Below are 24,224 nucleotides of genomic sequence, written 5' to 3' on the forward strand. Positions count from 1 at the left end.
GGGTAACTATCCGAAGTCGCCCCGTGGTTCCCCAGGCAGAGTTTGCGCCGGTTTGTTACATGCTGCCTGGTTTGATATCCCTCGGATGGCCTACGCCACCGCACAGGCGACGCGGTTCGGATCCCGTCATGAGACGGTACGGCGATGACGTCGTCGTACGGACCGCAAGGGCACCGAGGACTTCAGGCACTCCAGGGCAGGGCCGCGATCGTCACCGGCGCCACGCGCGGCATCGGGCGGGCGGTGGCCCGGGAGTTGAGCGAGGCCGGGGCGCTGGTGTGCGTGACCGCCCGCGACACCGACGCCGTGCGCCGGACCGCCGAGGAGCTGGGCGGCATCGGACTGGCGGGCAGCGTGGCCGACCCGGTGCACCTGCGGGAGGCCACGGAGCTGACCCTGCGCGAGTTCGGGCGGATCGACATACTGGTCAACAACGCGGCGACGAACCGGCCGTTCGGGCCGCTCATGGAGGCGGATCCGGACGCCTGGCGCGAGGCGTTCACCGTCAACGTCGAGGCCGCCCTGCGGCTGGTGCAGTACGCGTGGCGGGCCTGGATGGGCGAGCACGGCGGCACGGTGGTGAACGTCTGCACGGAGGGCGCCGGCCACGTCGGGCCGGGCGTCGGCGCGTACGGCACCAGCAAGGCGGCCCTGCTGCACCTGACCCGGCAACTCGCCGGTGAACTCGCCCCCAGGGTGCGCGTCAACTCCGTTTCCCCCGGCCTCGTACGCACCGAGATGGCGCGTTTCGTGTGGGAGCCGGGCGAGCGGGACGTGGCGGCGGGGCTGCCGCTGGGTCGGATCGGAGAACCCGAGGACGTGGCGCGGGCGGTGGTGTGGCTGGCGTCGGACGCGGCGCGGTGGGTGACCGGGGCGGACCTGTTGGTGGACGGGGGCACGCGGGTGCGGGCCGCGTCGGGGTCGGCGTCGTACGCGGTGCACGAGCGGCTGCGGTCCCAGGCACCGCCGGATACCGACGCGGGAGCACCCGGACACCGCTGAACACGACATCGTGCGGTGTGCCCGAGATCAAGGCGGCTACGCGGTCGCCCCCTCAGGGCGACAGGCCCGCGGGTGGGCCTGCTTGGAGTCGAACCAGGAAGTACGCGTGACCATCGCACCGGGCACCGCGGCGTGCGCTCCTCACCGTAGGCCGCGGCGCGCCGACCAGCCAGCGATTAACGCCCTACCACTTGCCGGGCGCGTAGTCCTTGAGGAAGACGCCGTACACGTCCTCGCCCTCCTCGCCGCGCACGATCGGGTCGTAGACGCGGGCCGCTCCGTCGACCAGGTCGAGAGGGGCGTGGAAGCCCTCCTCGGCGAGGCGCAGCTTGTCGTAGTGGGGGCGCTCGTCGGTGATCCAACCGGTGTCGACCGAGGTCATCAGGATGCCGTCGGCCTGGAACATCTCCTGGGCGCTGGTCCGCGTCACCATGTTCATCGCGGCCTTGGCCGCGTTGGTGTTCGGGTGGCCGGCGCCCTTGTAGCCGCGGCCGAAGACGCCTTCCATCGCCGAGACGTTCACGACGTGCGCGCGCCCGCTCGTCGCCTGCCTGGCGGCGGCGGCCATGATCGGGCGGAGCTTGCTGATCAGGATGAACGGCGCCGTGTAGTTGCACAGCTGGGTCTCGAGCAGCTCCACCGGGGAGATCTGCTCGATCGTCTGCACCCAGGTGTTGCTGTCGACGACGTCGGGGACGAGGCCGCCCGCGTCGATGGCGGTGCCGTCGAGGTGCCGGGCCACGCTCGCGTTGCCCGCGACCAGGGCGAGGTCGGCGACCTGCTGCGCGTCCAGGCCGGAGATCCCGGCGGGCAGCGCGGCCAGACCGTCCACCGCGCCGGAGCCGAAGGCGCCGATGACGTGGTGGGCGGGCAGCTCACCGGCCGGCAGCGGGGCGCTCTCGCCCTCGACCAGGGCGGCGTAGGCGGAGGGCAGACGGCGCACGGTCTGCGTGGCGTTGTTGATGAGGATGTCGAGGGGGCCCGCCTCGGCGACCTGGTCGGCGAGGGCCACGGCCTGCGCCGGGTCGCGCAGGTCGATGCCGACGACCTCCAGGCGGTGCATCCAGTCCCCCGAGTCGTCCATGGCCTTGAAGCGGCGGATGGCGTCCTTCGGGAAGCGTGTGGTGATCGTCGTGTGCGCGCCGTCGCGCAGCAGCCGCAGCGCGATGTACATGCCGATCTTGGCGCGGCCACCGGTGAGCAGGGCGCGCTTGCCGGTGAGGTCGGCGCGGGCGTCGCGCTTGGCACGGTTCAGGCCGGCGCAGTCGGGACAGAGCTGGTGGTAGAAGTAGTCCACTTCCACGTACCGGGCCTTGCAGGTGTAGCAGGAGCGCGGGCGCTGGAGTATCCCCGCGATCTTCCCCTCCCCGGTGGCCGACGACGGCAGGATGCCCTCCGTCTCGTCGTCGATGCGCTGGGCGGAGCCGGTCGCCGTGGCCTCCGTGACCGCCTTGTCGTGCGCGGTCTTGGCGGCCCGGCGCTCCTGGCGGCGGCGCTGCTTGACGCTGCGGTAGATCCCCGCGGTGGCGCGGCGCACGGTGATCGCGTCGGGGTGGTCGACGTCCAGCTTGTCGAGTTCCTCGAGCACGGCGAGGCAGACGGCGAGCCGGTCCGGGTCGATGCCGGGACCGTAGACGATCTCGTCCGTGGTCGCCGAGCCGTTGTCTGTCACCGTCATGGCCGCTGCCGTTCCCTGGGTGTTTCGTGCGGCGCTCCGACGGCGACGCGTTCGAACCGGGAATTTTACGGAGCACCGGGCCATAGCACCAAACCCGTGGTGATCATGGGTCGCAGGCGGTGATCAGCGCGGCCACCTCCTCGGTCACGGCGAGGGCCAGCCGGTCGAGGTCCGGTACGGCCTCGGCGTCGGCGACGAGCCCGTAGTGCACGCGCCCGCGGTAGGTCGAGATGGCGACCGCGAGGGACTGCCCGCGGGCCAGCGGGGCGAAGGGATAGACCTCGGTGACGAGGTTGCCCCCGAGCTTCAGGCCGATGCCCGGCAGCGGCACGCTGGTGACCAGGATGTCGAACCACAGCCGCGCGGCCTGGCTCATCACCGGTCCGCCGATCCGGTGGCCGAGCGCCGGGACGTGGTCGGCGAGCAGGGCGACGGCGCCGGCCCCCCGGTTGGGCCCGGCGTCCTTGTTGCGGTCCATGGCCGTGCGGACCGTGGCCAGGCGGCCGAGCGGGTCCGGGTCGGCGACGGGAAGCCGCATCAGGTACCCGGAGAGCCGGTTGCCCTGCGGGTGGGCGGTGCGCGGGCGGCGCCGGGAGACGGGGATCAGGGCGCGCGGCGCGACACCCTCGCTGCCGTCGCCGCGCTCGTCCAGCCAGCGGCGCAGGGCGCCGGCGACGACGGCGATCAGGACGTCGTTGACGGTGCCGCCGACGGCCTTGCGGACGCGGTGCACGTCGTCGATGTCGAGGACCACCCCGGCGGTGCGGCGGGTGCCGGTGGACCGGGCGGTGAGGGCGGCGGAGGTACGGACGTCCAGGGTGGAGCGGGCGACCGAGGTGCCGATGTCGAGGGCCCGGCCCACGTCGGACAGGGCGCCGCGCACCAGTCCGGGCAGTCTGCGGACGTCCGGGAGCAGGCGGCGCGCCGGCTCGGCGGGGCGGGGCCTGCGGGCGGGCACGTCCATCGGGTCCATGATCGCGGCGGCGAGCGTCAGTGCGCGCAGGCCGTCGGCCAGGGCGTGGTGGAACTTGAAGAGGACCGCGAATGAGACGCCGTCCTCCCCCGGCAGCACGTGCGCCTCCCATGGCGGCCGGTCCCGATCCAGCGGCCGCTGCATCAGCCGGCCGGCCTCGGCCTGGAAGTCCGCGGTGGGGGCGTGCAGGGTGACGTGGTCGAGCGGGTCGAAGTCCGGAGCGGGCTCGCGCGCCGCGCCGCCGAAGGCCCCCGGGAACCCCAGGGGCCACACGTCCCGGATCCGCATCCGCAGTCCGGGCACCGCGGCGGCCCGGGCGGCCAGCAGGTCCGCCGCGTGGGCGCCCGCCGTGGGCGACTGTGCCGTGAAGACGCCGAGTGCGCCCAGGTGCATGGGGTGCTCGGCGGATTCCATGTTCCAGAACGCCAGGTCGAGAGGTGCGAGCACGTCAGGAGTCAATGGCTTGCCTCGCGTCGACGACGGGTGAGGCAAGCAGTCAATCGCCCCCAAGCGATTACGGTCAAGTACGATCAGGCTACGCTCAGTTAACAGCAGATTAAGTCCGGCGCTCCTTGCCCCTCCCGCCACAGGGGCAACGAGGCGCGAAATCAGGGCACCTGCTGGCCCTTCCCCAACGCGATCACGCCGCCCTTGGACACCGTGTACAGCTCGGCGTCCCGCTCCGGATTCACGCCGATGGTCGCGCCCGGTGGCACCTGAACGTTCTTGTCGAGCACCGCACCGCGCACCACCGCGCCCCGGCCGATGTGCACGTTGTCGTGCAGCACCGAGCCCTGGACCACGGCTCCCGGGTCGACCACGACACCCGGCGAGAGGACCGACCGGGTGACCTGGCCACGGATCAGGCAGCCCGCGCTGATGATGGACTCGCTCGCGATGCCGCCCGCGTTGAAACGGGCCGGGGAGAGCTGACCCGAGTGGGTGTAGACGGGCCAGCTGCGGTTGTACAGGTTGAAGGCGGGGCGTTCGGCGATGAGGTCCATGTGGGCGTCGTAGTAGGCGTCGAGCGTGCCGACGTCCCGCCAGTAGCCCTGGTCGCGGGTGGTCTCGCCGGGCACGTGGTTGGCGCTGAAGTCGTACAGCTGGGCCTCGCCGCGGTCGGTGAGCTGCGGCAGGATCGAGCCGCCCATGTCGTGCACCGAGGTCAGGTCCTCGGCGTCCCGCTGCAGCGCCTCGATGAGGGCCTTGGTGGTGAAGATGTAGTTGCCCATCGAGGCGAACACGCACTCGGGATCGTCGGCCAGGCCGGGCGGGTCGGCGGGCTTCTCCAGGAAGCGTTCCACCGTCTGGCCGTCCGAGCCGGGGCTGATCACGCCGAAGGACGACGACTCGCCGCGCGGGACGCGTATCCCGGCCACCGTCACGCCCGCGCCGCTCTCGATGTGCTGGGCGAGCATCTGCCGCGGGTCCATGCGGTAGACGTGGTCGGCGCCGAAGACGGCCACGTACTCGGGCTGCTCGTCGTAGATGAGGTTCAGGGACTGCAGGATCGCGTCCGCGCTGCCCAGGTACCAGCGCGGGCCCAGGCGCTGCTGGGCCGGGACCGGGGTGACGTAGTTGCCGAGCAGGCTCGACATCCGCCAGGTGGTGGTGATGTGCCGGTCCAGCGAGTGCGACTTGTACTGCGTCAGCACGCAGATGCGCAGGACGTCGGCGTTGACCAGGTTGGACAGGACGAAGTCGACGAGGCGGTATGTGCCGCCGAACGTGACCGCGGGTTTCGCGCGGTCCGCGGTCAGGGGCATCAAGCGTTTGCCCTCTCCGCCCGCCAGCACGATGCCGAGCACCGAAGGACCACCACGACGCATGGCCGCTCCCCTCACCCTGGTTGATCACCCATGCCTGCCCCCGAGCAGGGCGGACTACGCATGTTCGAGGACTCCCGTCCCACTAATCCGGTCGGAGGATCTCCTCGTAGAGCCGGACCGTGCGCCGGGCGACCGCATCCCAGCCGAATTCGACCACCGCTCGCTCCCGTCCTGCCTCGCCCATCTCCCGCGCGGCCACCGGGTCCCCGAGGACCGAGTCCAGCGCCCGCGCGAGGCCCGTCTCGAAGTCGTCGTCGACCGGGACGAGCAATCCCGTCTTTCCATCGTCCACGACCTCGGGGATGCCGCCCACCCGGGAGGCCACGACGGGAGTGCCGCACGCCATCGCCTCCAGGTTGACGATGCCGAGGGGTTCGTACACCGAGGGGCAGGCGAACACTGCCGCGTGCGTCAGGAGTTGGATCACCTCGGGGCGGGGCAGCATCTGCGGGATCCAGTGCACGCCCTCACGGACCCGGCTCAGCTCCTGGAAGAGCTCGCGGAACTCCTGGTCGATCTCGGGGGTGTCGGGGGCGCCGGCGCAGAGCACGACCTGCGCGGCCGGGTCGATGTCCCGCACCGCGCGCAGCAGGTGGGGCACGCCCTTCTGGCGGGTGATGCGGCCGACGAACAGGACGTACGGGCGGTCCACATCGAGGCCGATGCGGCGCAGGACGTCGGTGCCGTGGTCGGGCCGGTAGAGGCTGGTGTCGATGCCGTTGTGCACGATGTGGACCTTGGCCGGATCCAGCGCCGGGTAGCAGCCGAGGATGTCCTCGCGCATGGCGCCGGAGACGGCGATCACCCCGTCGGCGGCCTCGATCGCGGTGCGCTCCGCCCAGCTGGAGAGGGCGTACCCGCCACCGAGCTGTTCGGCCTTCCAGGGGCGCAGGGGCTCCAGGGAGTGGGCGGTCATCACGTGCGGGATGCCGTACAGGAGCTTGCCGAGGTGGCCGGCGAGGTTGGCGTACCAGGTGTGGGAGTGGACGAGCTCGCGGCCTTCGAGGCCTGCGGTCATCGCGAGATCCACGGAGAAGGTGCGCAGCGCGTCGTTGGCGGTGTCCAGCACCGGCCAGGGGCGGTGGCGGATCACGCCGTCGGCACGGCCCTCGCCCCAGCAGTGCACGTCCAAATCGACGAGGGACCTCAACTCCCGGGCGAGGAACTCGACATGGACACCCGCGCCGCCGTACACATCCGGCGGGTACTCGCGGGTCAGTAGTCCCACACGCACCCGGAACCCCCTGTCTCAGCGGCTGGTTGTCTTCATGGTCACCCAGATGCGGCGCGCGGGGAAGACCGCGGGGGTCGTGTGAAGCAACAGTCACCGCATACGCCCCCGCCGGGCACACGGTAGTAGAGGCAGCAGCTGCGCCGCCGGAAGGCGGCGCCGGTGAGGGTGCCGGCGCCCGCGAGGAGGGGGTGAGTGAGGAGCTGAGCGGTGCGGGCGCGGGCCGTCGTGGCCACGTCCGTACGGCCGTGGCGCCGCGCCCAGCCGTCCAGCTGCCGGGCGGCGCCCGCCAGCGCGGAGGCGGCGTTGCCCCACAGCAGACCCTCCGCGACGCGGTACCGGGCGTGCAGGATGCCGGTCACCGGCTGGAGGTGGGCGTGCAGGACGACGTCCGCGAGGGTCTGCGCGTCCGCGGGCAGCGGCCGCAGGGCGGACAGCCACAGGTCGTCGGGGGCGCTGCCGTCGGGATCCCAGTGCAGCACTCGCGGGTCGAGGTCGGGCACCTGGCCGTAGAGGGCGGCGCAGCCGAGGGCCACCGACCACAGCCGGGCGGCGAGCCCCTGCTGGGCCACCGAGGCCGCGATCCGCGGCTCGGGGACGCGCAGGGCGGCGCCTACCTTGCGCACCCGGAAAGTCATAGAATCGTCCTGGACATCCGCAAAACCCTCGTACACGTGCGCGAGCGTCGGCGGTGACGCGTGCGGGGTTCCTGTCGTGCGCAGTGCGAAGAAGTCGCCGAGCGGACGCAGCGCGGCGAGATCGGGGTCGAGGTCCACGAAGAGCAGTAGTACCAAGGCCTCTAGGGGCTCCGACCACTAGGGGTCCGGTCGGGGTCACCCACCCTGGGGATGATGGCGCCCGATTCGTACTCCATCGGCAGTAGGACCCATTGCCTGCTCAGGGACGACGACGGGAAGAACTTTTCACGGGATCGTGTTGGTCATGGAAGCCGACCGTACGCCGCGCCGGGCCCAGGGCCCCCGCCTCACGCAGAGGAGTCGCTCATGAGTGCCCTCGCGTTGTCCGTGCTGCTGTCGTTCGTCTCCGCCGTGGCGTACGCGGGCGGGGCCATCGTCCAGGAGCAGGTGGCGGTCTCCTCCCCCGGTCAGCAGTACGCGCCGCTGCGCCGGCCCGTCTGGTGGGCGGCGGTCGCGCTGAACGGCCTGGGCGCCCTGCTGCACGTGGTGGCGCTCGCCTACGGCCCGCTGAGCCTCGTCCAGCCGCTGGGCGCCCTGACCATCGTCTTCGCCCTGCCCATGGCGGCACTGTTCGTGGGCCGCAAGGCCGGGGCGACCGCGTGGCGCGGCGCGATCATGGCGACGGTCGGTCTCGCCGGTCTGCTCTCCCTGGTCGGCGCGTCCGACGCGCAGTCGCTGGACACCGCCCAGCGGGTGGGCGTGGCCGTCGTCACCGCCGGTGCGGTGATCGCGCTGATGATCGCCGGCCGGGCCGCCCACCGGCACCCGGCGGTGCGCAGCATCCTGCTCGCGATCGCGTCCGGCATCGCGTTCGGCATGTCCTCGGTCTTCACCAAGACCGTCGCCGTCGACTGGACGGGCGGCGTCTCCACGGCCGACGTCCCCTCCCTGGCCGTGATCGGCGTCCTGGCCACCACCGGCATGCTGCTGTCCCAGGCCGCCTACCGCGGCGCGGGGCTCGCGGCTCCGCTGGCCACGCTGACGGTCGTGAACCCGGTGGCGGCGGCCGCGGTCGGCATCACGATGTTCGGAGAAACCTTCCGCTACGGCACGACGGGCACCGCCCTCGCGCTGAGCTGCGGTGTGGTCGCTGCGGGCGGCCTGATCCTGCTGACCACCGAGCGGCTGCAGCGCACCCACCCCCAGTCCGTGGAGCCGCTGCCCGAGCCCGCCGACCGGCCGGTGACACCGCTGCCCGAGCCGGTCCCGGCCGACGCTCCCCAGGCACGGGTGCCCGAGCAGCCGGTCATCGCGGGAGTGCGGGACGGGGTGCTCGTCCCGACTCCGACGACTGCGGCCGTCCCCGAAGCCCTGCTCGTGCCGGCCCCGGCCGCCGCCGCGGTCCCGGAAGCCGTGCTCGCCCCGGCGGCCGAAGAGCCCGACCCAAGGGTGCCCGGGCATCCGGTCGCCGCGGGAGTGCGGGACGGCGTACTCGTCCCGACTCCGACGACCGCCGCGATCCAGGAAGCCACGCTCCTTCCGGTCCCGGCCGCCGCCGCGGTCCCGGAAGCCGTGCTCGCCCCGGCCCCGGCGGCGGCCGCGGTGCCCGACGGCGTGCTCGTCCCGGCCCCGGTGTCGCCGTCGGCCCTGGACGGCGCGCCCGTGACGGAGGGCGCCCCCGAGGCCACGGAGCCGGCGGGGTCCGACGTGCCGGCGTACCTCTACGGCCCCTTCTACGCCGGCCCGTTCGTCCCGCTGCCCGTCTTCGACCGGCACCGCACCCGCGTCAAATCCTGATGCCGCCGGCCTTCAGGTAGGCCACCGGGTCGATGTCCGTCCCGAATCCGGGCCCCGTCCGCACCTCGAAGTGCAGATGCGGGCCCGTGCTGTTGCCGGTGGAGCCCGAGCGGCCGATGCGCTGGCCGCCGCCCACCGTCTGCCCGCTCTTCACGGAGATCGCCGACAGATGCGCGTACTGGGTGAAGCGGCCGTCGGAGTGCCGGATCACCACCTGGTAGCCGAACGATCCGCCCCACCCGGCGGTGACGACCTTGCCGGCCCCGACCGCCTTCACGGAGGTGCCGGTGGGTACGGCGAAGTCGACGCCGGTGTGATAGCCCTTCGACCAGGAGGAACCCGTCTTGCGGTAAGGCGTCCCCGTGGTGGCGTTCACCGGGGAGACCAGGGAGCGGCCGGTCGTGGCCTTCTCTTCGGTGTCCTGGGTGGCCGAGGCGGCCTTCTCGGTGGCCGACTTGTCACCGGTCCGGGTGGCCGTCGTCGCGATGGTGGCGTCCTGACCGCGCAGTTTCAGCCGCTGGCCGGGCACGATCAGGTCGGGGTCCGGCCCGATGGCCTTCCGGTTGGCCGCGTACAGCCCCCGCCAACCGCCCTTGACCCGCTCGGCGTCGGCGATCTCGGAGAGCGAGTCGCCGCGGACCACCGTGTACATCTCCGCGGTCCCGGCCCGGGACTGGGGCGTGGTCTGCGGCTGTACGTCCGCCACGGAAGCGCTGCCCGACTTCTTCGCGGCGCTGTCGCCGGTCCGGGCGGGACGGATGTCCGGGGTGTCGCCGCCCCGCGTCAGCCCGGCCCGCACCGAGCACGTCGGCCAGGCCCCGGGCCCCTGCCCGTCCAGCACCTTCTCCGCCACGGCGATCTGCTGGTCCTTGGTGGCCAGATCCGCTCGCGGCGCGTACCGCGTACCGCCGTACGCCTCCCAGGTGGACCGGGTGAACTGCAGTCCGCCGTAGTAGCCGTTGCCGGTGTTGATGTTCCAGTCGTTGCTCGACTCGCACGCGGCGACCTTGTTCCAGGTGTCCACGTCGGCGGCCTGCGCGACCCCGGCCCCGATGAGCGGCATCGCCATCCCGGCACCGCCCGCCGTGACGGTCAGCGAGGCGCGGTTGATCCTGTTCGGCTGATACCGGCGGTGCCGGCCGCGTACGGCCATGAAGAGCCCCCCTAGGCATGCGTCAGGAGGGGCAAAAGTAAGCGCCGCGAACAGGCCATGACAAGGCGGCAATCGGCCGTGTGCTTTCGTTCAAGCCATCGGGAACAACCACCAGTTGCGCGGTGGCTGAGATGGGTGGTGCCTCTCGTCCGTATCTGCCTGCAAGGCGCCACCCGACCCCGGACGCGCGGTCGGCGTACCGGCACGTCAGGATGGTCGAGGGGCAATACTGACGGGCACGACCGGCAGGCACCGGCACCACCGACAACCGGATCCCCGGATCCTTGAGGAGCCAACCGAATGAGCAATTCAGCCCAGATCGGCGTCACGGGACTCGCGGTCATGGGCCGCAACCTCGCCCGCAACTTCGCGCGCAACGGCTACACGGTCGCGTTGCACAACCGGACGGCGTCGCGTACGCACGCGCTGGTGGAGGAGTTCGGAAGCGAGGGCGACTTCGTGGCGGCCGAGACCGCCAAGGAGTTCGTGGCGGCTCTGGAGCGACCGCGGCGCCTGGTCGTCATGGTGAAGGCCGGCGACCCGACCGACGCGGTGATCCAGGAGTTCGCCCCGCTCCTGGAGCCGGGCGACATGATCATCGACGGCGGCAACGCGCACTTCGCGGACACCCGGCGCCGCGAGCGCGAACTGCGAGAGCAGGGCATCCACTTCGTCGGCATGGGCGTCTCGGGCGGCGAGGAGGGCGCGCTGCTCGGGCCGAGCATCATGCCGGGCGGCCCCAGGGAGTCGTACGACTCGCTGGGCCCGATGCTGGAGAAGATCTCCGCGAAGGCGGCGGACGGTACGCCGTGCGTGACGCACGTGGGGCCGGACGGCGCCGGGCACTTCGTGAAGATGGTGCACAACGGCATCGAGTACGCCGACATGCAGCTGATCGGTGAGGCGTACCAACTGCTGCGCGATGTCGCCGGGTACGAGCCCGCGCAGATCGCGGACATCTTCCGCACCTGGAACACCGGACGCCTCGACTCCTACCTGATCGAGATCACCGCCGAGGTGCTGTCCCACGTGGACGCGGCGACCGGCAAGCCCTTCGTGGACGTGGTGGTGGACCAGGCCGAGCAGAAGGGCACCGGCCGCTGGACCGTCCAGATCGCCCTCGACCTGGGCGTCCCCGTCTCCGGCATCGCCGAGGCGGTCTTCGCTCGCTCGCTCTCCGGGCACGCCGCGCTCCGGGATGCCTCGCGGGGACTCGCCGGGCCGAAGGCGTCGCCACTGAGCGAGGCGGAGGCGGGCGCCTTCGCCGACCGCGTGGAACAGGCGCTGTACGCCTCGAAGATCGTGTCGTACACCCAGGGCTTCCACGAGATCGCCGCGGGCAGTGAGGAGTACGGCTGGGACATCGACCTCGGCGCCGTCTCCGCGCTCTGGCGGGGCGGCTGCATCATCCGCGCGGCCTTCCTGGACCGCATCCGTGCCGCGTACGACGCCCGGGCGGACCTGCCGAGCCTGCTGTCCGACGAGACGTTCGCGCAGGAGATCGCGGCGGCCCAGGACGACTGGCGCGAGGTCCTCGTCGCCGCGACCCGCCAGGGCGTCCCGACACCGGGCTTCGCGGCGGCCCTCGCCTACTACGACGCGCTGCGCGCGGAGCGGCTGCCCGCGGCGCTCACGCAGGGGCAGCGCGACTTCTTCGGCGCCCACACCTACCGGCGGACCGACCGGGACGGGTCGTTCCACACGCTGTGGGGCGGGGACCGGTCGGAGGTCTCCGAGTAGGAAGCGTCGCGCAGACGCAGCGATGCGGCGGTGGGCGGCCGGGCGGCCGTCCACCGCCGCTTTGCGTGCCGGGGGCGTGTGCGCCGGGGCCTGGGGCCCGGAGGCCCGGGGCCAGGGGGCCTGGGGCCTGGGGCCGGCGGCGCCGGCTCAGGACAGTGGCGTCCCGGCTCCGCGTTGGGGATCGGCTCCGGCGCGCAAGGCGTCGCGGAGACGCGGCGGTGGGCGGCCGTCCACCGCCGCTTTGGGCGCCGGGGCCTGGGGCCTGGGCGCGCAGGCCCCTGCTCAGGACAGTGGCGGTCCCGGCTCCGGGTTGGGGATCGGCTCCGGGCCCGGCGGGATGGGGGACGGGGAGGGCTCCGGGGTCGGCGGTGGGGGCGAGGTCGGGTCCGGACCTGGCGCGGGTGGGGCCGGGTCGGGGCCCGGTGTGGGGTCCGGGTGGACGGGGTCGGGGTACGGATTGGTCATGGCGTCCTCCGGCCAGTCGGTCGACATCGGCTCTGGACTACTCCCCCGCGTACCCGACGGCAGCGCCACCACTCACCCCGCCGCGTGAAGGGGCTGAGCCGGGTGGGTCTGCGGGTGTGCGGCGCGGAGGCAGGTCCTCGCCGTGTGCGGGCGGAGGCCGGTCTCGCCGTCGGGGCGGACGCAGGTCCCCGCCGTGTGCCGGACGGCCGTCGACCCGCGGCCGCTGGTCTGAGCCACTCTGAGCCACGCATCCGACCGCCTCGGCCGGAGGCCGGAGTTGCAGAGGCGGAAGGCGATCCGGGCTCGACCGCGTCGCTCAGAACCGTCCCGGATGCGCCACGAGCCACTCCTTCGCCGCCCGCAGCAGGCCCGGGTCGGCCGGCGGGGCCTCGGCGGGGTGACGCTCGGCCCACTTGACGACGTACGGGCACAGCGGGGCGACGACGATGCCCTCGCGGTTCGCCATGGCGTACAGCTCACGCGCCAGGGAGCCCGCGACGCCCTTCCCCTCGTGGGCCGGTTCGACGATCGTGTGGACCGGGACGAGCGCGCCCTCGGGCGCCTCGAGCACGAAGTACTCGATGTGGCCGACCACTTCACCGGAACCGTCGCCGATCGCCTCCAGGCGGCCCGCCGCCCGGTCGTCGCGGATCTCGATGTCGCTCATGGGCACGCTCCTGGTCCGAAGATCGTCGGAAGTCGGGGTCAGGCCACCACGGCCTGCGGGCTGCGCTCCTGGTCCGAGCCCGGCACCGGCTCGGACGGGTCGGCTCCCAGGGCCACGATGCGGTTGTCGCGGTCCACGTGCACGACCCGGGGTTCGAGCGCCCGTGCCTCGGCGTCGGTCACCTGAGCGTAACTGATGATGATCACCAGATCGCCGGGGTGGACGAGGTGGGCGGCCGCTCCGTTGATCCCGACGACACCCGAACCGCGTTCACCCTCGATGACGTACGTCTCCAGCCGGGCGCCGTTGGTGATGTCGACGATGTGCACCAGCTCGCCGGGCAGCAGGTCGGCGGCGTCGAGCAGGTCGGCGTCGATGGTCACCGATCCCACGTAGTGCAGGTCGGCCTGGGTGACGGTGGCTCGGTGGATCTTGGACTTGAATACTGTACGCAACATGAAGGAGCTCCTGTTTTGTCTGCTCCCTGCCTGCTGTGCAGGTCAAGGGCGGTGCCCGCAGCGTACAACCATTCGCATGTCCGGTCAGCTGTCGCCGGGTGTCTCAGGACTCACACTGACCCTTTGCCGACTTTCCTGATGACCAATCATGCCTAGATCGAACTGACGCATGCCCCCAGGACTCACTGATCGCCAGATCCGTGCGGGTCCTTCAGGTTCCATGCCGAGTGGAGCGGAGGGAAAGGAGAAGCCCGGCCTCGCCGTTCGTCCACGCCGGAGTTCAAGGCCGAGATCATCGGGCTGTGCCGGCGCGGTGACTGCTCGGTGGGTAAGGTCGCCAAGGACTCTTCCACGCCCGAGGCCCCCGAAAAGCGCGCCCGTCGCCGCGCTGTTCACGGTTGTGTCAGTGCCTCCTGGCGGGGCTGGTCCGGCAGTGAGATGGCACCGACCCCGGCGCCCAGGACACTCTGCGCCGCGGAGCACGATGTCTCCCGGGGATCTCGCGATCGCGGCACCGGGTCGACCCGCTCGGCCTCCCAACCGTCCTCGGTCAGCTTCCTCAGGAGCCATTCGACGTCCACGACGGAAACGTCCAGCTCGACGGAGAGGTTCCTCCGGCTCGGGGTGACCGAGGAGGTCACGTCGTCGGTACCGACACCGAACTGCTCCAGTGTGCCGAGCAGCCGGGCCAGTTCCCCCTGCCGGTCCCCCACCGTGACGCGCAGCGACGTCCGGTGGGCGGGTTTTCCGCTCGGCCTGTCGTGGAGCCGGCCCAGACCCGCGATTCCCCGGTTCAGCAGATGCGTCATGCCGGTCGTTTCGTGCGCCCGGTACGACACGTCGGCGGCCGAGAGGTCGTCCAAGGACTCCAGCAGAACCGAGAGGTCCTCGTGCAGGGCATGCAGGACGCGGGACACCGAGGCGGCGTTGGACCGGAGGATGTCGCTCCACAGGTGGGGGTCGCCCGCCGCGATACGGGTCACGTCGCGCAGCCCCTGACCCGCGAGCCGGAACGCGGGCTCAGGCGCCCGCTCGAGGCGCGCCGCCATCAGGCTGGCCAGGACGTGCGGGACGTGGGACGTCAACGCCACCGCCGCGTCGTGTTCCTGACTTCCCATGATCACCGGGACGGCACCACACATGGAGATCATCTCAAGGGTGTGGTTGAGGGCCGTCTGTGAGGTGATGTCCGTGGGAGTGAGCACCCAGGACCGGTTCTCGAAGAGATCCGCGCGGGCCGCCAGCGGCCCCGTCTTCTCCCGGCCCGCCATCGGATGGCCGCCGACGAAGCACTCCGGAGCGGGGAGGCTCCTCAGCGCCTCGCACGCCGGCTGGGACTTGACGCTCGCCACGTCCGTGTAGGCGCGGGCGAGCCCCTGCACCTGCTGTTCGGCGAGGACCGTGCCGACCGTGCTCGGGGGCACGGCTATGACAGCCAGGTCCACCGGTGCCTCGGGGGCGCCCACCAGACCCGCCCCCAGCGCCGCGGCCGTGCGGGCCGACGTCTCGTCCCGGTCCAACAGGTGCACGGTCACGCCGTACCGGCTTGCGGCAAGTCCTATCGACGTGCCGATCAGCCCCGTACCGACCACTGCCATCGTGCGCATCACCGGCTCACGCTCCCCTTCTCCGTCCGTGCCAGGTCCCGGCGCAGGACCGCGGCACCCCCCAGATAGACGTGCTGGATGTCCCGCCTCGCACGGCTGGTCTCGACGTGGGCGAGAACGCGTACGGTGCGCGGCAGCGCACTGTCGATGTCCAGTTCCTGCGCGCACATCAACGGGACGTCGACCAGCCCCAGTTCACGTGCTGCCGCCGGGAACACGCTCGTCAGGTCGGGCGTGGCGGTGAAGACCACACTGATGAGGTCGTCGGACAGCAGGCCGTTGGCGTGCATGACCCTCTTCAGCAGGGTTCTGACGGAGTCGATGAGATGGATCTCCTCGTCACGGTCGACCTGGATCGCGCCCCGCACGGCCCGCACGGTCATGACCGCACCTCCCACTGGGCCGCCGGCTTCCGGTGTGCCGGATCCGCGACGATCATCTGGGCGACGAGGAACGCCAGGTCGAGGGACTGGCTGCGGTTGAGCCGGGGGTCGCAGGCCGTCTCGTAGCGCTGGTGCAGGTCGTCGGCGAGGATCTCGTCGCCGCCGCCCACGCACTCGGTGACGTCGTCACCGGTGAGCTCCACGTGGATGCCGCCCGGGTGGGTGCCGAGGCCCGTGTGGACCTCGAAGAAGCCCTTGACCTCGTCGAGCACATCGTCGAAGCGACGGGTCTTGTGCCCGGAGGCGGCGTCGAAGGTGTTGCCGTGCATCGGATCACACACCCAGACCACTTCCGCCCCGGACGCCGTGACCTTCTCCACCAGTTCCGGCAGCCGGTCACGGATCCGGTCGGATCCCATCCGGGTGACGAAGGTGAGCCGGCCCGCCTCGCGCTCGGGGTCCAGCCGGTCGATGAGGGCGAGCACCTCGTCGGCGGTGGTGGCCGGGCCCAGCTTCACCCCGACGGGGTTGCGGATCCGGGCGGCGAACTCGATGTGTGCCCCGTCGAGTTGCCGGGTGCGCTCACCGATCCACACCATGTGCGCCGAGACGTCGTACAGCTGTCCGGTGCGCGAGTCGACGCGGGTGAGCGCCGACTCGTAGTCGAGCAGCAGCGCCTCGTGCGAGGAGTAGAACTCGACATTCCGGAACTCCTCCGGGTCGGTCCCGCAGGCGCGCAGGAAGTTCAGCGCCCGGTCGATCTCGCGCGCGAGGGCCTCGTAACGCTGCCCGGCCGGGGACGACTTCACGAAGTCCTGGTTCCAGGCGTGCACCTGGCGCAGGTCGGCGTAGCCGCCGGTGGTGAAGGCGCGCACCAGGTTCAGCGTGGCAGCCGAGGCGTGGTACATCCGCTTCAGCCGCTCCGGATCCGGGGTACGGGAGGCGGCGGTGAACTCGGGGCCGTTGACGGAGTCGCCGCGGTACGACGGCAGCGTCACCCCGCCACGGGTCTCGGTCGGCCGGGAGCGCGGCTTGGAGTACTGGCCCGCGATCCGGCCGACCTTCACCACCGGCACCGAGCCGGCGTAGGTGAGCACCGCGCTCATCTGGAGCAGCGTCTTCACCTTGTTGCGGATCCGGTCGGCGGACACGGCGTCGAACGTCTCGGCACAGTCACCGCCCTGTAGGAGGAACGCCTCGCCCTTGGACACGGCCGCCATCCGGGCGCGGAGCTGATCGCACTCTCCGGCGAACACGAGGGGCGGGAACGAGGCGAGGTCGGCGACCACCTCACGCAGGGTCCCGGAATCCGGCCATTCGGGCTGCTGTGCCGCGGGGAGCTCGCGCCATGTGGCGGTGTACTCGTCGTTCTGACGAGGCTTCATGTCTCACACACCTCTGAGCTGTTGGGGGCTGGGGATAACCGGCTCCGTAAGGGGAGCGACGAGGACACGCAATCCCGCCGCTCAGCCGCGCTGTCCCGCTTCTGCCGCTTCGCGTGCCGGCCTGTTCTCTCCCGCGGCCTCGTCGGGGGTGCCCGCAGGGGTACGGCGCGGTCGGCCCATGTCGGGGACCAGCGCGACCAGAGCGAGAACGGCGAGAACCGCGCCGAGCCAGAGGGGGGCGCGCAGGCCGTAGGCGTTGATGCCGAGTCCGCCCAGCCAGGAGCCGATGACGACGCCCAGCGTGATGAAGGACGTGTGCACGGTGTTGACGAGCGCGCGGGCGTTGGCGGCGCGCTGCACCCTGCTGATCATCGCGGGGTTCATGGTGACGCCGACGAAGCCGATGCCCATCATGGCGAGGACCGCGGGCGCCTTGAGATCGGCGAGCAGGGCGAAGGCGCTCAGGAAGAGGACGTTGAGCGTCAGGCCGGTGGCCAGGACACGGATGGTGTGCGTGTCGGCGAAGCGCGCCACGACGGCGTTGCCGATGACGGTGGCCGCACCGTAGGCGAGGAGGAGCAGCGGGACGACGCCGCGGGAGAAGCCGGTGACGTCGGTGAGGATCGGCGTGAAGTAGGAGAAGGCGGAGAAGGTGGCGCCGATGATGAGGGTGGACGTGCAGATGATGAGCCAGAGCTTGCCGTTGCGGAAGGCCGTCATCTCCTCCCGGAGGCCTCCGGCGTCCTCGGCGTGGCCGAGGGACGGAACGACGATCACGGTGGCGATGGCGGCGATGATCGTGATGATGCCCACGGCGACGAATCCGGCCCTCCAGCCCCACTGCTCGCCGACGAGGGTGGAGACGGGCAGGCCGAGCAGCGTCCCGACCATGAGTCCCTGCATGGTGAGGCCGGTGGCGCGCCCACGCAGCTCGGGCTTGGTGATCTGGGCGACGACGGCGAGGGAGACTCCGAAGAACGCCGAGGAGGCCGTGCCTGTGATGACCCGGCCGGTCACCATGACCCAGTAGTCGGTGGCGACTGCCGCGAGGGCGTTGCCGAGCAGGAAGACGGCGTACAGGGTCATGAGCGCGGCCTTGGGCCGCAGTTTGAGGACGAGCACGGTGGCGAAGGGCCCACCCGCCGCCATGGCGATGGCGAACGCCGTGATGAGGTAGCCGACTTGGGGAATGGTGACGCCGAGGTCCTCGGAGATCTGCGGCATCAGGCCGCCGACGAGGAACTCGCTGGTGACCATGGCGAAGATGCCGAGAGCCATGAGGTAGACGGATTTTGGCATGGGTACCTCCAGAGTTATGTACTGGTCAGACCAAAATGAAGGTGCGGGAAGGGTCCGGGGCATGCGGAGGCCCGGCCGACGCACCGGGCAGGGGTGCGGGGCCGGCCGTCAGGGACTCAGCAACCGAGGGTGTCCGCGCCCGAGGCCGCGATCTGCTCCAGCGCGGAACGGTCCGCACCCGACTGGGCGGCGACCCGCATCCCGGCGATGAGGGCCGTCAGATACCAGGCGAGACCGTCCGTCGCCCGCGGAGAGGTGACCGAGCCGTCTCGCTTGCCCTCCGCGATCACCGCGCGCAGCGAGACCATGCGCCGCTCCAGGTCCCGGTTCAGGACCTCTGCGATCTGCGGATCGGAGGCGGCCATCTGGGTCGTGGTGTTGACGGTGAAGCAGCCGGAGCCGTAGCCCTCGCGCCGGTTCTCCATCTCACCCTCGATGATCACCGAGAACAGGGCGCGGACACGTTCGGCGGCGGGGCGCCCTTCCTCTGCGAGCAGGGCGACCTGACGGGCGGTCATGGTGTTGACGTAGTACGACAGGGCCCGCAGGAACAGGTCTTTCTTCGACTTGAACGTGTTGTAGATGCTGCTGCGCCCGAGTCCCGTGGCCGTGCACAGATCCCCGGTGGAAGTGGCTTCGTACCCTTTGATCCAGAAGACGCGACACGCCGCTTCAACCGCCTGGTCCTCGTCGAACTGCCGTGGCCTTCCCATGGCAGCAGCCTAGCAGGTTATGGAACGTTCGGAACAAAACTAGTGCGGGCCCCGGCCACCACGGCGGGGATGAAGGGAGGCCGGAGCCCGCGGTCCCCGGGAACGTCAGGCGTTGCGCCCGCCGTCGACGGCGAGCCTCGCTCCAGTGGTGAAGCCTGCCTCCGGAGAGGCGAAGTAGGCAACCGCGGCGGCTATCTCCTCCGGCTGTGCGTAGCGGCCGAGTGGGGACAGACCTTTCTGGAACTNAGCCTGCCTCCGGAGAGGCGAAGTAGGCAACCGCGGCGGCTATCTCCTCCGGCTGTGCGTAGCGGCCGAGTGGGGACAGACCTTTCTGGAACTCGGAGCCCGGGCCGTCCTCCGGATTCATGTCGGTGTTCGTGGCCCCTGGGGCCACCTCGTTCACCGTGATCCCGCGCGGCCCCAGATCCCTGGCCAGGCCCTTCGTCATACCCGTGACGGCGGCCTTGCTCGTGGCGTAGGCGGTGCAGCCGGGTCCCAGGGCGAACTCCCCGATACACGAGCCGATGTTGATGATCCGCCCGCCGTCCGTCATGTGCCGCGCCGCCTCCCGGGCGGCGAGGAGCGAGCCGCGGATGTTGACGTCGAGCGTCCGGTCCACGACCTCGACCGGTACGTCCCCGATGCCGGAGAACGTCGTGTCCATCACGCCGGCACTGTTGACCAGGATGTCCAGCCGCCCCAGCTCACGGACCGTCCGGTCCACGGAGGCGCTCACGGCCTCGACGTCGGCGACGTCGGCCCGGATCGTGACGGCGCGCCGCCCCGTCTTCTTCGTCAGCATCTCGGCGGTGTTCCGCGCGGCCTCCTCGTTCCCCTGGTAGGTGAGGGCCACGTCGGCCCCCTCCTCCGCCAGCCGCAGGGCCACCGCGGCACCGATGCCCCGGCTGGCGCCCGTGACGAGGGCGACCTTTCCGTTCAGTTTCTCGATCATGACGTGCGCATTCCTCTGACTGTCCGGTGTACGGGTCAGACCTGGTAGGAGCCGTACTTCTCGGCGACCTGCAAGGCCTGGGGATTGTCGGCGGGGTCGAACGGCGGGATGTTCACTCCGGCAACCGCGTCCTTGCCGGCCTCCAGGAAGAACCGCTCGAACCCTCCGGGGGTGAACAACAGCAACTGCTTGGCCGTGTGCAGACCGGTGTTGCGGAATCCGTGCACCGTCCCGCGGGGCACGAAGACGAAGTCGCCCGCCTTGACCTGGTAGGTCTCACCGTCCGCGTGGATCTCCAGCTCCCCTTCGAGGAGGTAGAAGGCCTCGTCCTCGTGACGGTGGTCGTGCAGTGGCGGCCCGCCCCCAGGGGGGACCGACGCCTCCAACACCGCGAGGCTGCCCGCGGACTCCTCGTGACCGATCTTCACCGAGTAGACGTCGCCGTTGAGCCATACGGCACGGCCCTGCCCGGCGGGGATGTGCATCACCTTCCGGACCTGCGGGGGCTGGTCGGTGTTCTGCTGCTCCAACAGAGACACGGTGCGCCTTTCTATACGGGTTCGAGACGGGTCGCGGACAGCGTCTGTCCTTCGGTGATCGCCGGATGGGCCTGCGCGGGAACCTCGTTCCCGCCCAACTCGACGGTGAGGAGGCGAAGCCAGCCGTCCCGGCAGGCGACGAACAGGCCGTGGTCCAGGCGCCGTACGGTCCCGGCGGGCGCCGGGAGCTCTGCGGCCGGGATCGTGTCGTCGGCCGACAGGATCGTCACGCGCTGACCGGACGGTGTTTCGGCGAACGCCCCGGGATGGCGGTATCCGGCCCGGATGTGGCACGCCACCTTGTGCGCGGAGTGGGCGAAGTCGAGGCGGTAGTCGTCCTGCGAGGGGCGCGTGAAGTAGGTCCGCTCGGAGGGGTCCTGCGGGATGCGCCGGAAGCTGCGGGAGGCGAGCTGCGGGATGAGGTCCAGCAGCATCAGCACGTTGGCGCGTTCCTGGATGGTCCGCAGCTCCAGTGCCGTCTCCCGTCCGGTGAGCGGCGTCTCGTGCTGCGCGAGGATCGCCCCCGTGTCCAGTCCGGCGGCCATCTCGATGGCCGTCACCGCTCCGTCGGTCTCACCGTTGCGGACCATCCAGTAGAACGGCGCCAGACCGGCGTAACGGGGAAGCCGGCTCGGATGGAAGTTGACACAGGTCACCTTCGGGGTGGCGAGCAGCTCTTCCTTCAGGATGCGCTGGAAGTTGCCCACGACGAGGTAGTCCGGGGCGAGTTGCCCGATCCCGCTCACGAACTCGGGATCGTTGACGTTCGCCGGGCGCAGCACCGGCACGCCTAATGCCTTCGCCTGCTGTTCGAGGTCCACCTGATCGGCGTCGGAGGTGAAGTAGCCGCAGAGGCGGCCGACGGGACTGGTGACGACAGCCGCGAGATCCACCAGTGGGTGTCCGTGCAGCATGTCCAGGAAGGGAGCGCCGAGCTTGGAGTTGATCTCCGAGAACAGCACCACCCGTATCGGGCCGGTCAATGCGGGCTCCTTTCGTACGGAGGAACGTGAGGAACGGGGTCCTAGAAGAAGGGGGAGGTGGACCTGCCGCCGAGGAGCACGTTTCCGGTGAGCTGCAGAATGGAGTCCTGCGCGACGGCGTGCTGGCACATGGTGTTGACGTCACGGAGCCACCGGTCCATCGGGGACTTCCTGCGGTACACGGAGGACCCGCCCACCAGGTCGTAGAGCCGGTGCACGATGCGGCGTGCGGTGCGGAAGGCGTGGTAGCGGGCCAGGGCCGTCTGAACCCGCTCGTCGGCGGAGAGCTCGGTGCCGCTCTCCAGCGCGGTCCACTGGCGCTCGACGCTCGCGTACACGGCGGTCCGCGCCGCGGTGAGCTCCATCTCCAGCTCGGCGACGGCCATCTGCACCCGGTGGTCCTGGGACCAGGCCAGACCGGTCTCGCGGTCGGCGCGGTGGCCGGCCATCTCCCGTACGTGGTCGAGCGCCGCGCGGGCGAGGCCGAGGGGGATGCCCGACATCTTGCGCAGGATCGCGTCCGGCGCGTCGTGCAGCGGGCCGCTGCGCACGGGTTCGGCGAAGGAGAACGAGTGCTCGGCCGGCACGAACAGATCGTCGACCTGGTAGTCGATGGAGCCGGAGCCGGCCAGACCGGTGGTGTACCAGGTGTCGAGGTGCTCGAACCGGTCGGGGGTGGCCAGCACGACCCGCCACAGCCCCCGGCCCGTCGCGTCGTCGATGACGGGACTGCCGTTCTCGTAGACGGTGCAGCCGGCGGCGAGCATGTCGCAGTGCGTGGTGCCGGAACCGAAGCGCCACTGCCCCGAGACGCGGTATCCGCCGTCCACGCGTTCCGCCCGGCCCTGGGGGTAGATCCATCCGGACTGAGCCGTGTCCAGCGAGGAGTACAGCTTGCGGGCGGTCTCCTGGTCGAGGAACCCGGAGTAGATGCCGGAGTCCATTCCGATCATGGAGCACCAGGCGGCGGACACATCGCCCTGGGCGATGGTCTCCAGGAGACGTATCTGTTCGACGGAGGTGAGTTCGGGTCCGTCCCACGCCTTGGGCATCGTGGCGCGGAAGACGCCGGCGGAGCGGAGGAGTTCGACGATGTCCTCCGGCAGACGCCGGTTCTCCTCGATCCGTGCCGCGTTCTCCCGCAGGACGGGCTGGATCTCCCGGGCACGGGCGATGATCGCGTCGGCGGTGTTCGGAACGATCGCGGTGTTCGCGAGGGTCGCGGTGGTCATGGGGCTCCTTGTCAGGTGTAGCGGCCGTGCGCCATCACACGGTGGGGGTCGATCACGTCCCGGATGCGCCGGGTGAGGGCCAGCGCTCCGGGATCGGTGAGCCGGTCGGTCCACTCCCCGTGGTCCACGTCCAGGCGGTAGGGGAGGTATCCGGCTTCGGTGAACAGCTCGTAGAGCAGGTCCAGGGCCTGGTGCGCCCTCGCGGTCTCGTCCTCGGTCCGCGCGAACCGGAGGGAGACCACCAGGTCGATGACATCCGGATCCAGGGCGTTGACGGTCGCTCCGGGCCGTATGCCGGTCTCGGCGTGCACCTGGTCGAGGAGGCGGAGAGCGGCGGTGACGTCGCTGCCGCTGTACGGGACGAGGGGAAGGAAGAAGATCCAGCCGCCTCCGTGGTCGTCCACGCTCGGGGCTGCCTGCCCGACCGCGGAACGGAGCATCTCCTCGTGATGGGCGACGTCTCCGGCGTAGCCGTGCTGGACGACCCGGGAAACGATGTCGTCGTCCGCGGGCGGCTCCTGGTCCGAGCGGGCGACCGAGGTGAACAGGCCCGAGGTGTCGGCGAGTCGGTATGCGGTGTCGGTGAGGGCCGCCACCACTTCTCCGGTGCCGCCGAGGGGGACGTGGACGAGGTATCCGCCCTGTGCGCTGGTCCCGTAGGTGGTGGACGAGGTGGTGTCGTAGATCTTGAGGACGCCGTGCACGAGGCCCTGGGCGTGCCAGCGCCGCAACTCGTCGACCGCCGCGGACAGTTGGTCGCGGTCGAAGGTGAGGCGGAGGACCCGTTGGACCTCGGGGCGCGGCAGGAGGCGGATGACGCCGGCGGTGACGATGCCGTAGTCGGACTGGGTGAACAGGTGCAGCAGCGAGGGCCCGAGTCCGTACGGGTTCGGCGCCGTGACGGTGTCCTTGCCGGGCCACCATCCGACACGGATCTGCTCACCGTCCGGCAGGACGACTTCCAGGCCCACCAGGTCGTCGGTGCGTTGACGACGGAGCCCCACTCCGCGGTCCAGGGCGTTGCCGAGCACGCTCGAATGTCCGGAGGAGGCCGTGACGTTCAGCATGCGCGGGGTGTCCGAGAGTTCGGCGGCGAGCTGTCGCTGGGTCACTCCGGGTTCGATGACGGCCCAGCCGTGCCGGGTGTCGAGGTCACGAATTCGGTCGAGACCATCGAGTTCGACACGGACGGCGTCGTGGCGGGTGGGCTCACGTGAGCCGAGGCCCCAGTTACGCCCGGTGGAGACGGCGTGGAGTGGCGGCGCTTCGTCGTCGCCGAAGGCACGGACGATGCCGGGCACTTGGTGCGGGCTGGTCGGACGGATGACGGCGGGGACGCGACGGGACTCGAACATGGACACGTTGGCGCCGTCTTGCGCCGGGCGGACGACGCGGGAGGGGTCGTTGTCGACTGCCTGTCCGGCCTTGTCCAGGGCAGCCGACAGCGTGGATTCGGGCATGGGGAGGCATCCTCGGTCGAGATGGGCGAGGGAGACGAAG

22 protein-coding genes are annotated in these 24,224 nt (G+C 71.0%); 3 read left to right on the top strand and 19 right to left on the bottom strand.

What is annotated here, in order from left to right; translation table 11 throughout:
• Positions 1 to 144 precede the first annotated feature (144 nt).
• Positions 145 to 1,002, top strand: coding sequence for an SDR family oxidoreductase (locus ACWBNA_RS35335; RefSeq protein ID WP_482708597.1), 858 nt, complete (start codon positions 145 to 147; stop codon positions 1,000 to 1,002).
• A gap of 184 nt (positions 1,003 to 1,186) precedes the next feature.
• On the opposite strand, the gene ACWBNA_RS35340 is transcribed toward ACWBNA_RS35335, so the two are convergent.
• The 5 genes from ACWBNA_RS35340 to ACWBNA_RS35360 form a co-directional block, all read right to left on the bottom strand.
• The gene (locus ACWBNA_RS35340; protein WP_482708598.1) at positions 1,187 to 2,680 is read right to left on the bottom strand and encodes an SDR family NAD(P)-dependent oxidoreductase; all 1,494 of its coding nucleotides are present in this window, start codon (positions 2,678 to 2,680) and stop codon (positions 1,187 to 1,189) included.
• A gap of 103 nt (positions 2,681 to 2,783) precedes the next feature.
• Entirely contained in the window at positions 2,784 to 4,112 is a 1,329-nt protein-coding gene (locus tag ACWBNA_RS35345) for a wax ester/triacylglycerol synthase family O-acyltransferase (protein ID WP_482708599.1), read from the bottom strand.
• 149 nt (positions 4,113 to 4,261) lie between these two features.
• Positions 4,262 to 5,482 (bottom strand): glucose-1-phosphate adenylyltransferase, encoded by a 1,221-nt coding sequence (gene glgC, locus ACWBNA_RS35350; RefSeq protein ID WP_482708600.1) that lies wholly within the window; start codon positions 5,480 to 5,482, stop codon positions 4,262 to 4,264.
• Positions 5,483 to 5,564: 82 nt separating this feature from the next.
• A complete protein-coding gene (gene glgA, locus ACWBNA_RS35355; protein ID WP_482708601.1) occupies positions 5,565 to 6,716 on the bottom strand; it encodes a glycogen synthase in 1,152 nt (383 codons plus the stop codon).
• Positions 6,717 to 6,754: 38 nt separating this feature from the next.
• Positions 6,755 to 7,507, bottom strand: coding sequence for a (2Fe-2S)-binding protein (locus ACWBNA_RS35360; RefSeq protein ID WP_482708602.1), 753 nt, complete (start codon positions 7,505 to 7,507; stop codon positions 6,755 to 6,757).
• Positions 7,508 to 7,717: 210 nt separating this feature from the next.
• On the opposite strand from ACWBNA_RS35360, the gene ACWBNA_RS35365 reads away from it, so the two are divergent.
• A complete protein-coding gene (locus tag ACWBNA_RS35365) occupies positions 7,718 to 9,148 on the top strand; it encodes a DMT family transporter (RefSeq protein ID WP_482708603.1) in 1,431 nt (476 codons plus the stop codon).
• Here ACWBNA_RS35365 and ACWBNA_RS35370 read toward each other — a convergent pair.
• Positions 9,138 to 10,301, bottom strand: coding sequence for a transglycosylase family protein (locus ACWBNA_RS35370; protein WP_482708604.1), 1,164 nt, complete (start codon positions 10,299 to 10,301; stop codon positions 9,138 to 9,140). The two genes, ACWBNA_RS35365 and ACWBNA_RS35370, sit on opposite strands and share 11 nt — an antisense overlap.
• A 300-nt stretch (positions 10,302 to 10,601) precedes the next feature.
• On the opposite strand from ACWBNA_RS35370, the gene gndA reads away from it, so the two are divergent.
• Positions 10,602 to 12,041 (top strand): NADP-dependent phosphogluconate dehydrogenase, encoded by a 1,440-nt coding sequence (gene gndA / locus ACWBNA_RS35375; RefSeq protein WP_482708605.1) that lies wholly within the window; start codon positions 10,602 to 10,604, stop codon positions 12,039 to 12,041.
• 282 nt (positions 12,042 to 12,323) lie between these two features.
• Here the strand turns inward: gndA and ACWBNA_RS35380 are convergent, their stop codons facing one another.
• The 13 genes from ACWBNA_RS35380 to ACWBNA_RS35440 form a co-directional block, all read right to left on the bottom strand.
• Positions 12,324 to 12,506 carry a hypothetical protein gene (locus tag ACWBNA_RS35380; RefSeq protein ID WP_482708606.1) on the bottom strand — a complete coding sequence of 61 codons (183 nt, stop codon included), beginning with the start codon at positions 12,504 to 12,506 and terminating at the stop codon, positions 12,324 to 12,326.
• A gap of 316 nt (positions 12,507 to 12,822) precedes the next feature.
• Positions 12,823 to 13,173, bottom strand: coding sequence for a GNAT family N-acetyltransferase (locus ACWBNA_RS35385; RefSeq protein WP_482708607.1), 351 nt, complete (start codon positions 13,171 to 13,173; stop codon positions 12,823 to 12,825).
• A 38-nt stretch (positions 13,174 to 13,211) separates the two neighbouring features.
• Positions 13,212 to 13,631: an aspartate 1-decarboxylase gene (gene panD, locus ACWBNA_RS35390; protein ID WP_383861336.1), complete on the bottom strand. Its 420-nt coding sequence runs from the start codon at positions 13,629 to 13,631 to the stop codon at positions 13,212 to 13,214.
• A gap of 392 nt (positions 13,632 to 14,023) precedes the next feature.
• A complete protein-coding gene (locus ACWBNA_RS35395) occupies positions 14,024 to 15,238 on the bottom strand; it encodes a prephenate dehydrogenase (protein WP_482708608.1) in 1,215 nt (404 codons plus the stop codon).
• Positions 15,238 to 15,621 carry a chorismate mutase gene (gene aroH / locus ACWBNA_RS35400; protein ID WP_482708609.1) on the bottom strand — a complete coding sequence of 128 codons (384 nt, stop codon included), beginning with the start codon at positions 15,619 to 15,621 and terminating at the stop codon, positions 15,238 to 15,240. The genes ACWBNA_RS35395 and aroH overlap by 1 nt, the downstream gene beginning before the upstream one ends.
• Positions 15,618 to 17,006: a class II 3-deoxy-7-phosphoheptulonate synthase gene (locus tag ACWBNA_RS35405; protein ID WP_482708610.1), complete on the bottom strand. Its 1,389-nt coding sequence runs from the start codon at positions 17,004 to 17,006 to the stop codon at positions 15,618 to 15,620. Before ACWBNA_RS35405 ends, aroH begins: the two co-directional genes overlap by 4 nt.
• Before the next feature lie 81 nt (positions 17,007 to 17,087).
• Positions 17,088 to 18,305, bottom strand: a complete 1,218-nt coding sequence (locus ACWBNA_RS35410) for an MFS transporter (RefSeq protein ID WP_482708611.1) — start codon at positions 18,303 to 18,305, stop codon at positions 17,088 to 17,090.
• Positions 18,306 to 18,421: 116 nt separating this feature from the next.
• Positions 18,422 to 19,018: a TetR/AcrR family transcriptional regulator gene (locus ACWBNA_RS35415; protein ID WP_482708612.1), complete on the bottom strand. Its 597-nt coding sequence runs from the start codon at positions 19,016 to 19,018 to the stop codon at positions 18,422 to 18,424.
• Positions 18,978 to 19,970, bottom strand: a complete 993-nt coding sequence (locus ACWBNA_RS35420; protein ID WP_482708613.1) for an SDR family NAD(P)-dependent oxidoreductase — start codon at positions 19,968 to 19,970, stop codon at positions 18,978 to 18,980. The genes ACWBNA_RS35415 and ACWBNA_RS35420 overlap by 41 nt, the downstream gene beginning before the upstream one ends.
• A gap of 35 nt (positions 19,971 to 20,005) precedes the next feature.
• Positions 20,006 to 20,500, bottom strand: coding sequence for a quercetin 2,3-dioxygenase (locus ACWBNA_RS35425; protein WP_482708614.1), 495 nt, complete (start codon positions 20,498 to 20,500; stop codon positions 20,006 to 20,008).
• A 20-nt stretch (positions 20,501 to 20,520) separates the two neighbouring features.
• Positions 20,521 to 21,492, bottom strand: a complete 972-nt coding sequence (locus ACWBNA_RS35430; RefSeq protein WP_482708615.1) for a methionyl-tRNA formyltransferase — start codon at positions 21,490 to 21,492, stop codon at positions 20,521 to 20,523.
• A gap of 41 nt (positions 21,493 to 21,533) precedes the next feature.
• Positions 21,534 to 22,724, bottom strand: a complete 1,191-nt coding sequence (locus ACWBNA_RS35435; protein ID WP_482708616.1) for an acyl-CoA dehydrogenase family protein — start codon at positions 22,722 to 22,724, stop codon at positions 21,534 to 21,536.
• Positions 22,725 to 22,735: 11 nt separating this feature from the next.
• On the bottom strand, positions 22,736 to 24,184 hold the full coding sequence (locus ACWBNA_RS35440; RefSeq protein ID WP_482708617.1) for an FAD-binding oxidoreductase: 1,449 nt from the start codon (positions 24,182 to 24,184) through the stop codon (positions 22,736 to 22,738).
• Positions 24,185 to 24,224 lie beyond the last annotated feature (40 nt).

It is taken from the genome of Streptomyces sp. Q2 (genome assembly GCF_056820935.1).

Excerpts from the sequence above, each read along its gene's own strand:
- ACWBNA_RS35335 (WP_482708597.1), top strand. The coding sequence starts at position 145 with ATGACGTCGTCGTACGGACCGCAAGGGCACCGAGGACTTCAGGCACTC.
- ACWBNA_RS35340 (WP_482708598.1), bottom strand. The coding sequence starts at position 2,680 with ATGACGGTGACAGACAACGGCTCGGCGACCACGGACGAGATCGTCTAC.
- glgC (WP_482708600.1), bottom strand. The coding sequence starts at position 5,482 with ATGCGTCGTGGTGGTCCTTCGGTGCTCGGCATCGTGCTGGCGGGCGGA.
- ACWBNA_RS35365 (WP_482708603.1), top strand. The coding sequence starts at position 7,718 with ATGAGTGCCCTCGCGTTGTCCGTGCTGCTGTCGTTCGTCTCCGCCGTG.
- ACWBNA_RS35370 (WP_482708604.1), bottom strand. The coding sequence starts at position 10,301 with ATGGCCGTACGCGGCCGGCACCGCCGGTATCAGCCGAACAGGATCAAC.
- gndA (WP_482708605.1), top strand. The coding sequence starts at position 10,602 with ATGAGCAATTCAGCCCAGATCGGCGTCACGGGACTCGCGGTCATGGGC.
- ACWBNA_RS35380 (WP_482708606.1), bottom strand. The coding sequence starts at position 12,506 with ATGACCAATCCGTACCCCGACCCCGTCCACCCGGACCCCACACCGGGC.
- ACWBNA_RS35385 (WP_482708607.1), bottom strand. The coding sequence starts at position 13,173 with ATGAGCGACATCGAGATCCGCGACGACCGGGCGGCGGGCCGCCTGGAG.
- panD (WP_383861336.1), bottom strand. The coding sequence starts at position 13,631 with ATGTTGCGTACAGTATTCAAGTCCAAGATCCACCGAGCCACCGTCACC.
- ACWBNA_RS35395 (WP_482708608.1), bottom strand. The coding sequence starts at position 15,238 with ATGCGCACGATGGCAGTGGTCGGTACGGGGCTGATCGGCACGTCGATA.
- aroH (WP_482708609.1), bottom strand. The coding sequence starts at position 15,621 with ATGACCGTGCGGGCCGTGCGGGGCGCGATCCAGGTCGACCGTGACGAG.
- ACWBNA_RS35405 (WP_482708610.1), bottom strand. The coding sequence starts at position 17,006 with ATGAAGCCTCGTCAGAACGACGAGTACACCGCCACATGGCGCGAGCTC.
- ACWBNA_RS35410 (WP_482708611.1), bottom strand. The coding sequence starts at position 18,305 with ATGCCAAAATCCGTCTACCTCATGGCTCTCGGCATCTTCGCCATGGTC.
- ACWBNA_RS35415 (WP_482708612.1), bottom strand. The coding sequence starts at position 19,018 with ATGGGAAGGCCACGGCAGTTCGACGAGGACCAGGCGGTTGAAGCGGCG.
- ACWBNA_RS35435 (WP_482708616.1), bottom strand. The coding sequence starts at position 22,724 with ATGACCACCGCGACCCTCGCGAACACCGCGATCGTTCCGAACACCGCC.
- ACWBNA_RS35440 (WP_482708617.1), bottom strand. The coding sequence starts at position 24,184 with ATGCCCGAATCCACGCTGTCGGCTGCCCTGGACAAGGCCGGACAGGCA.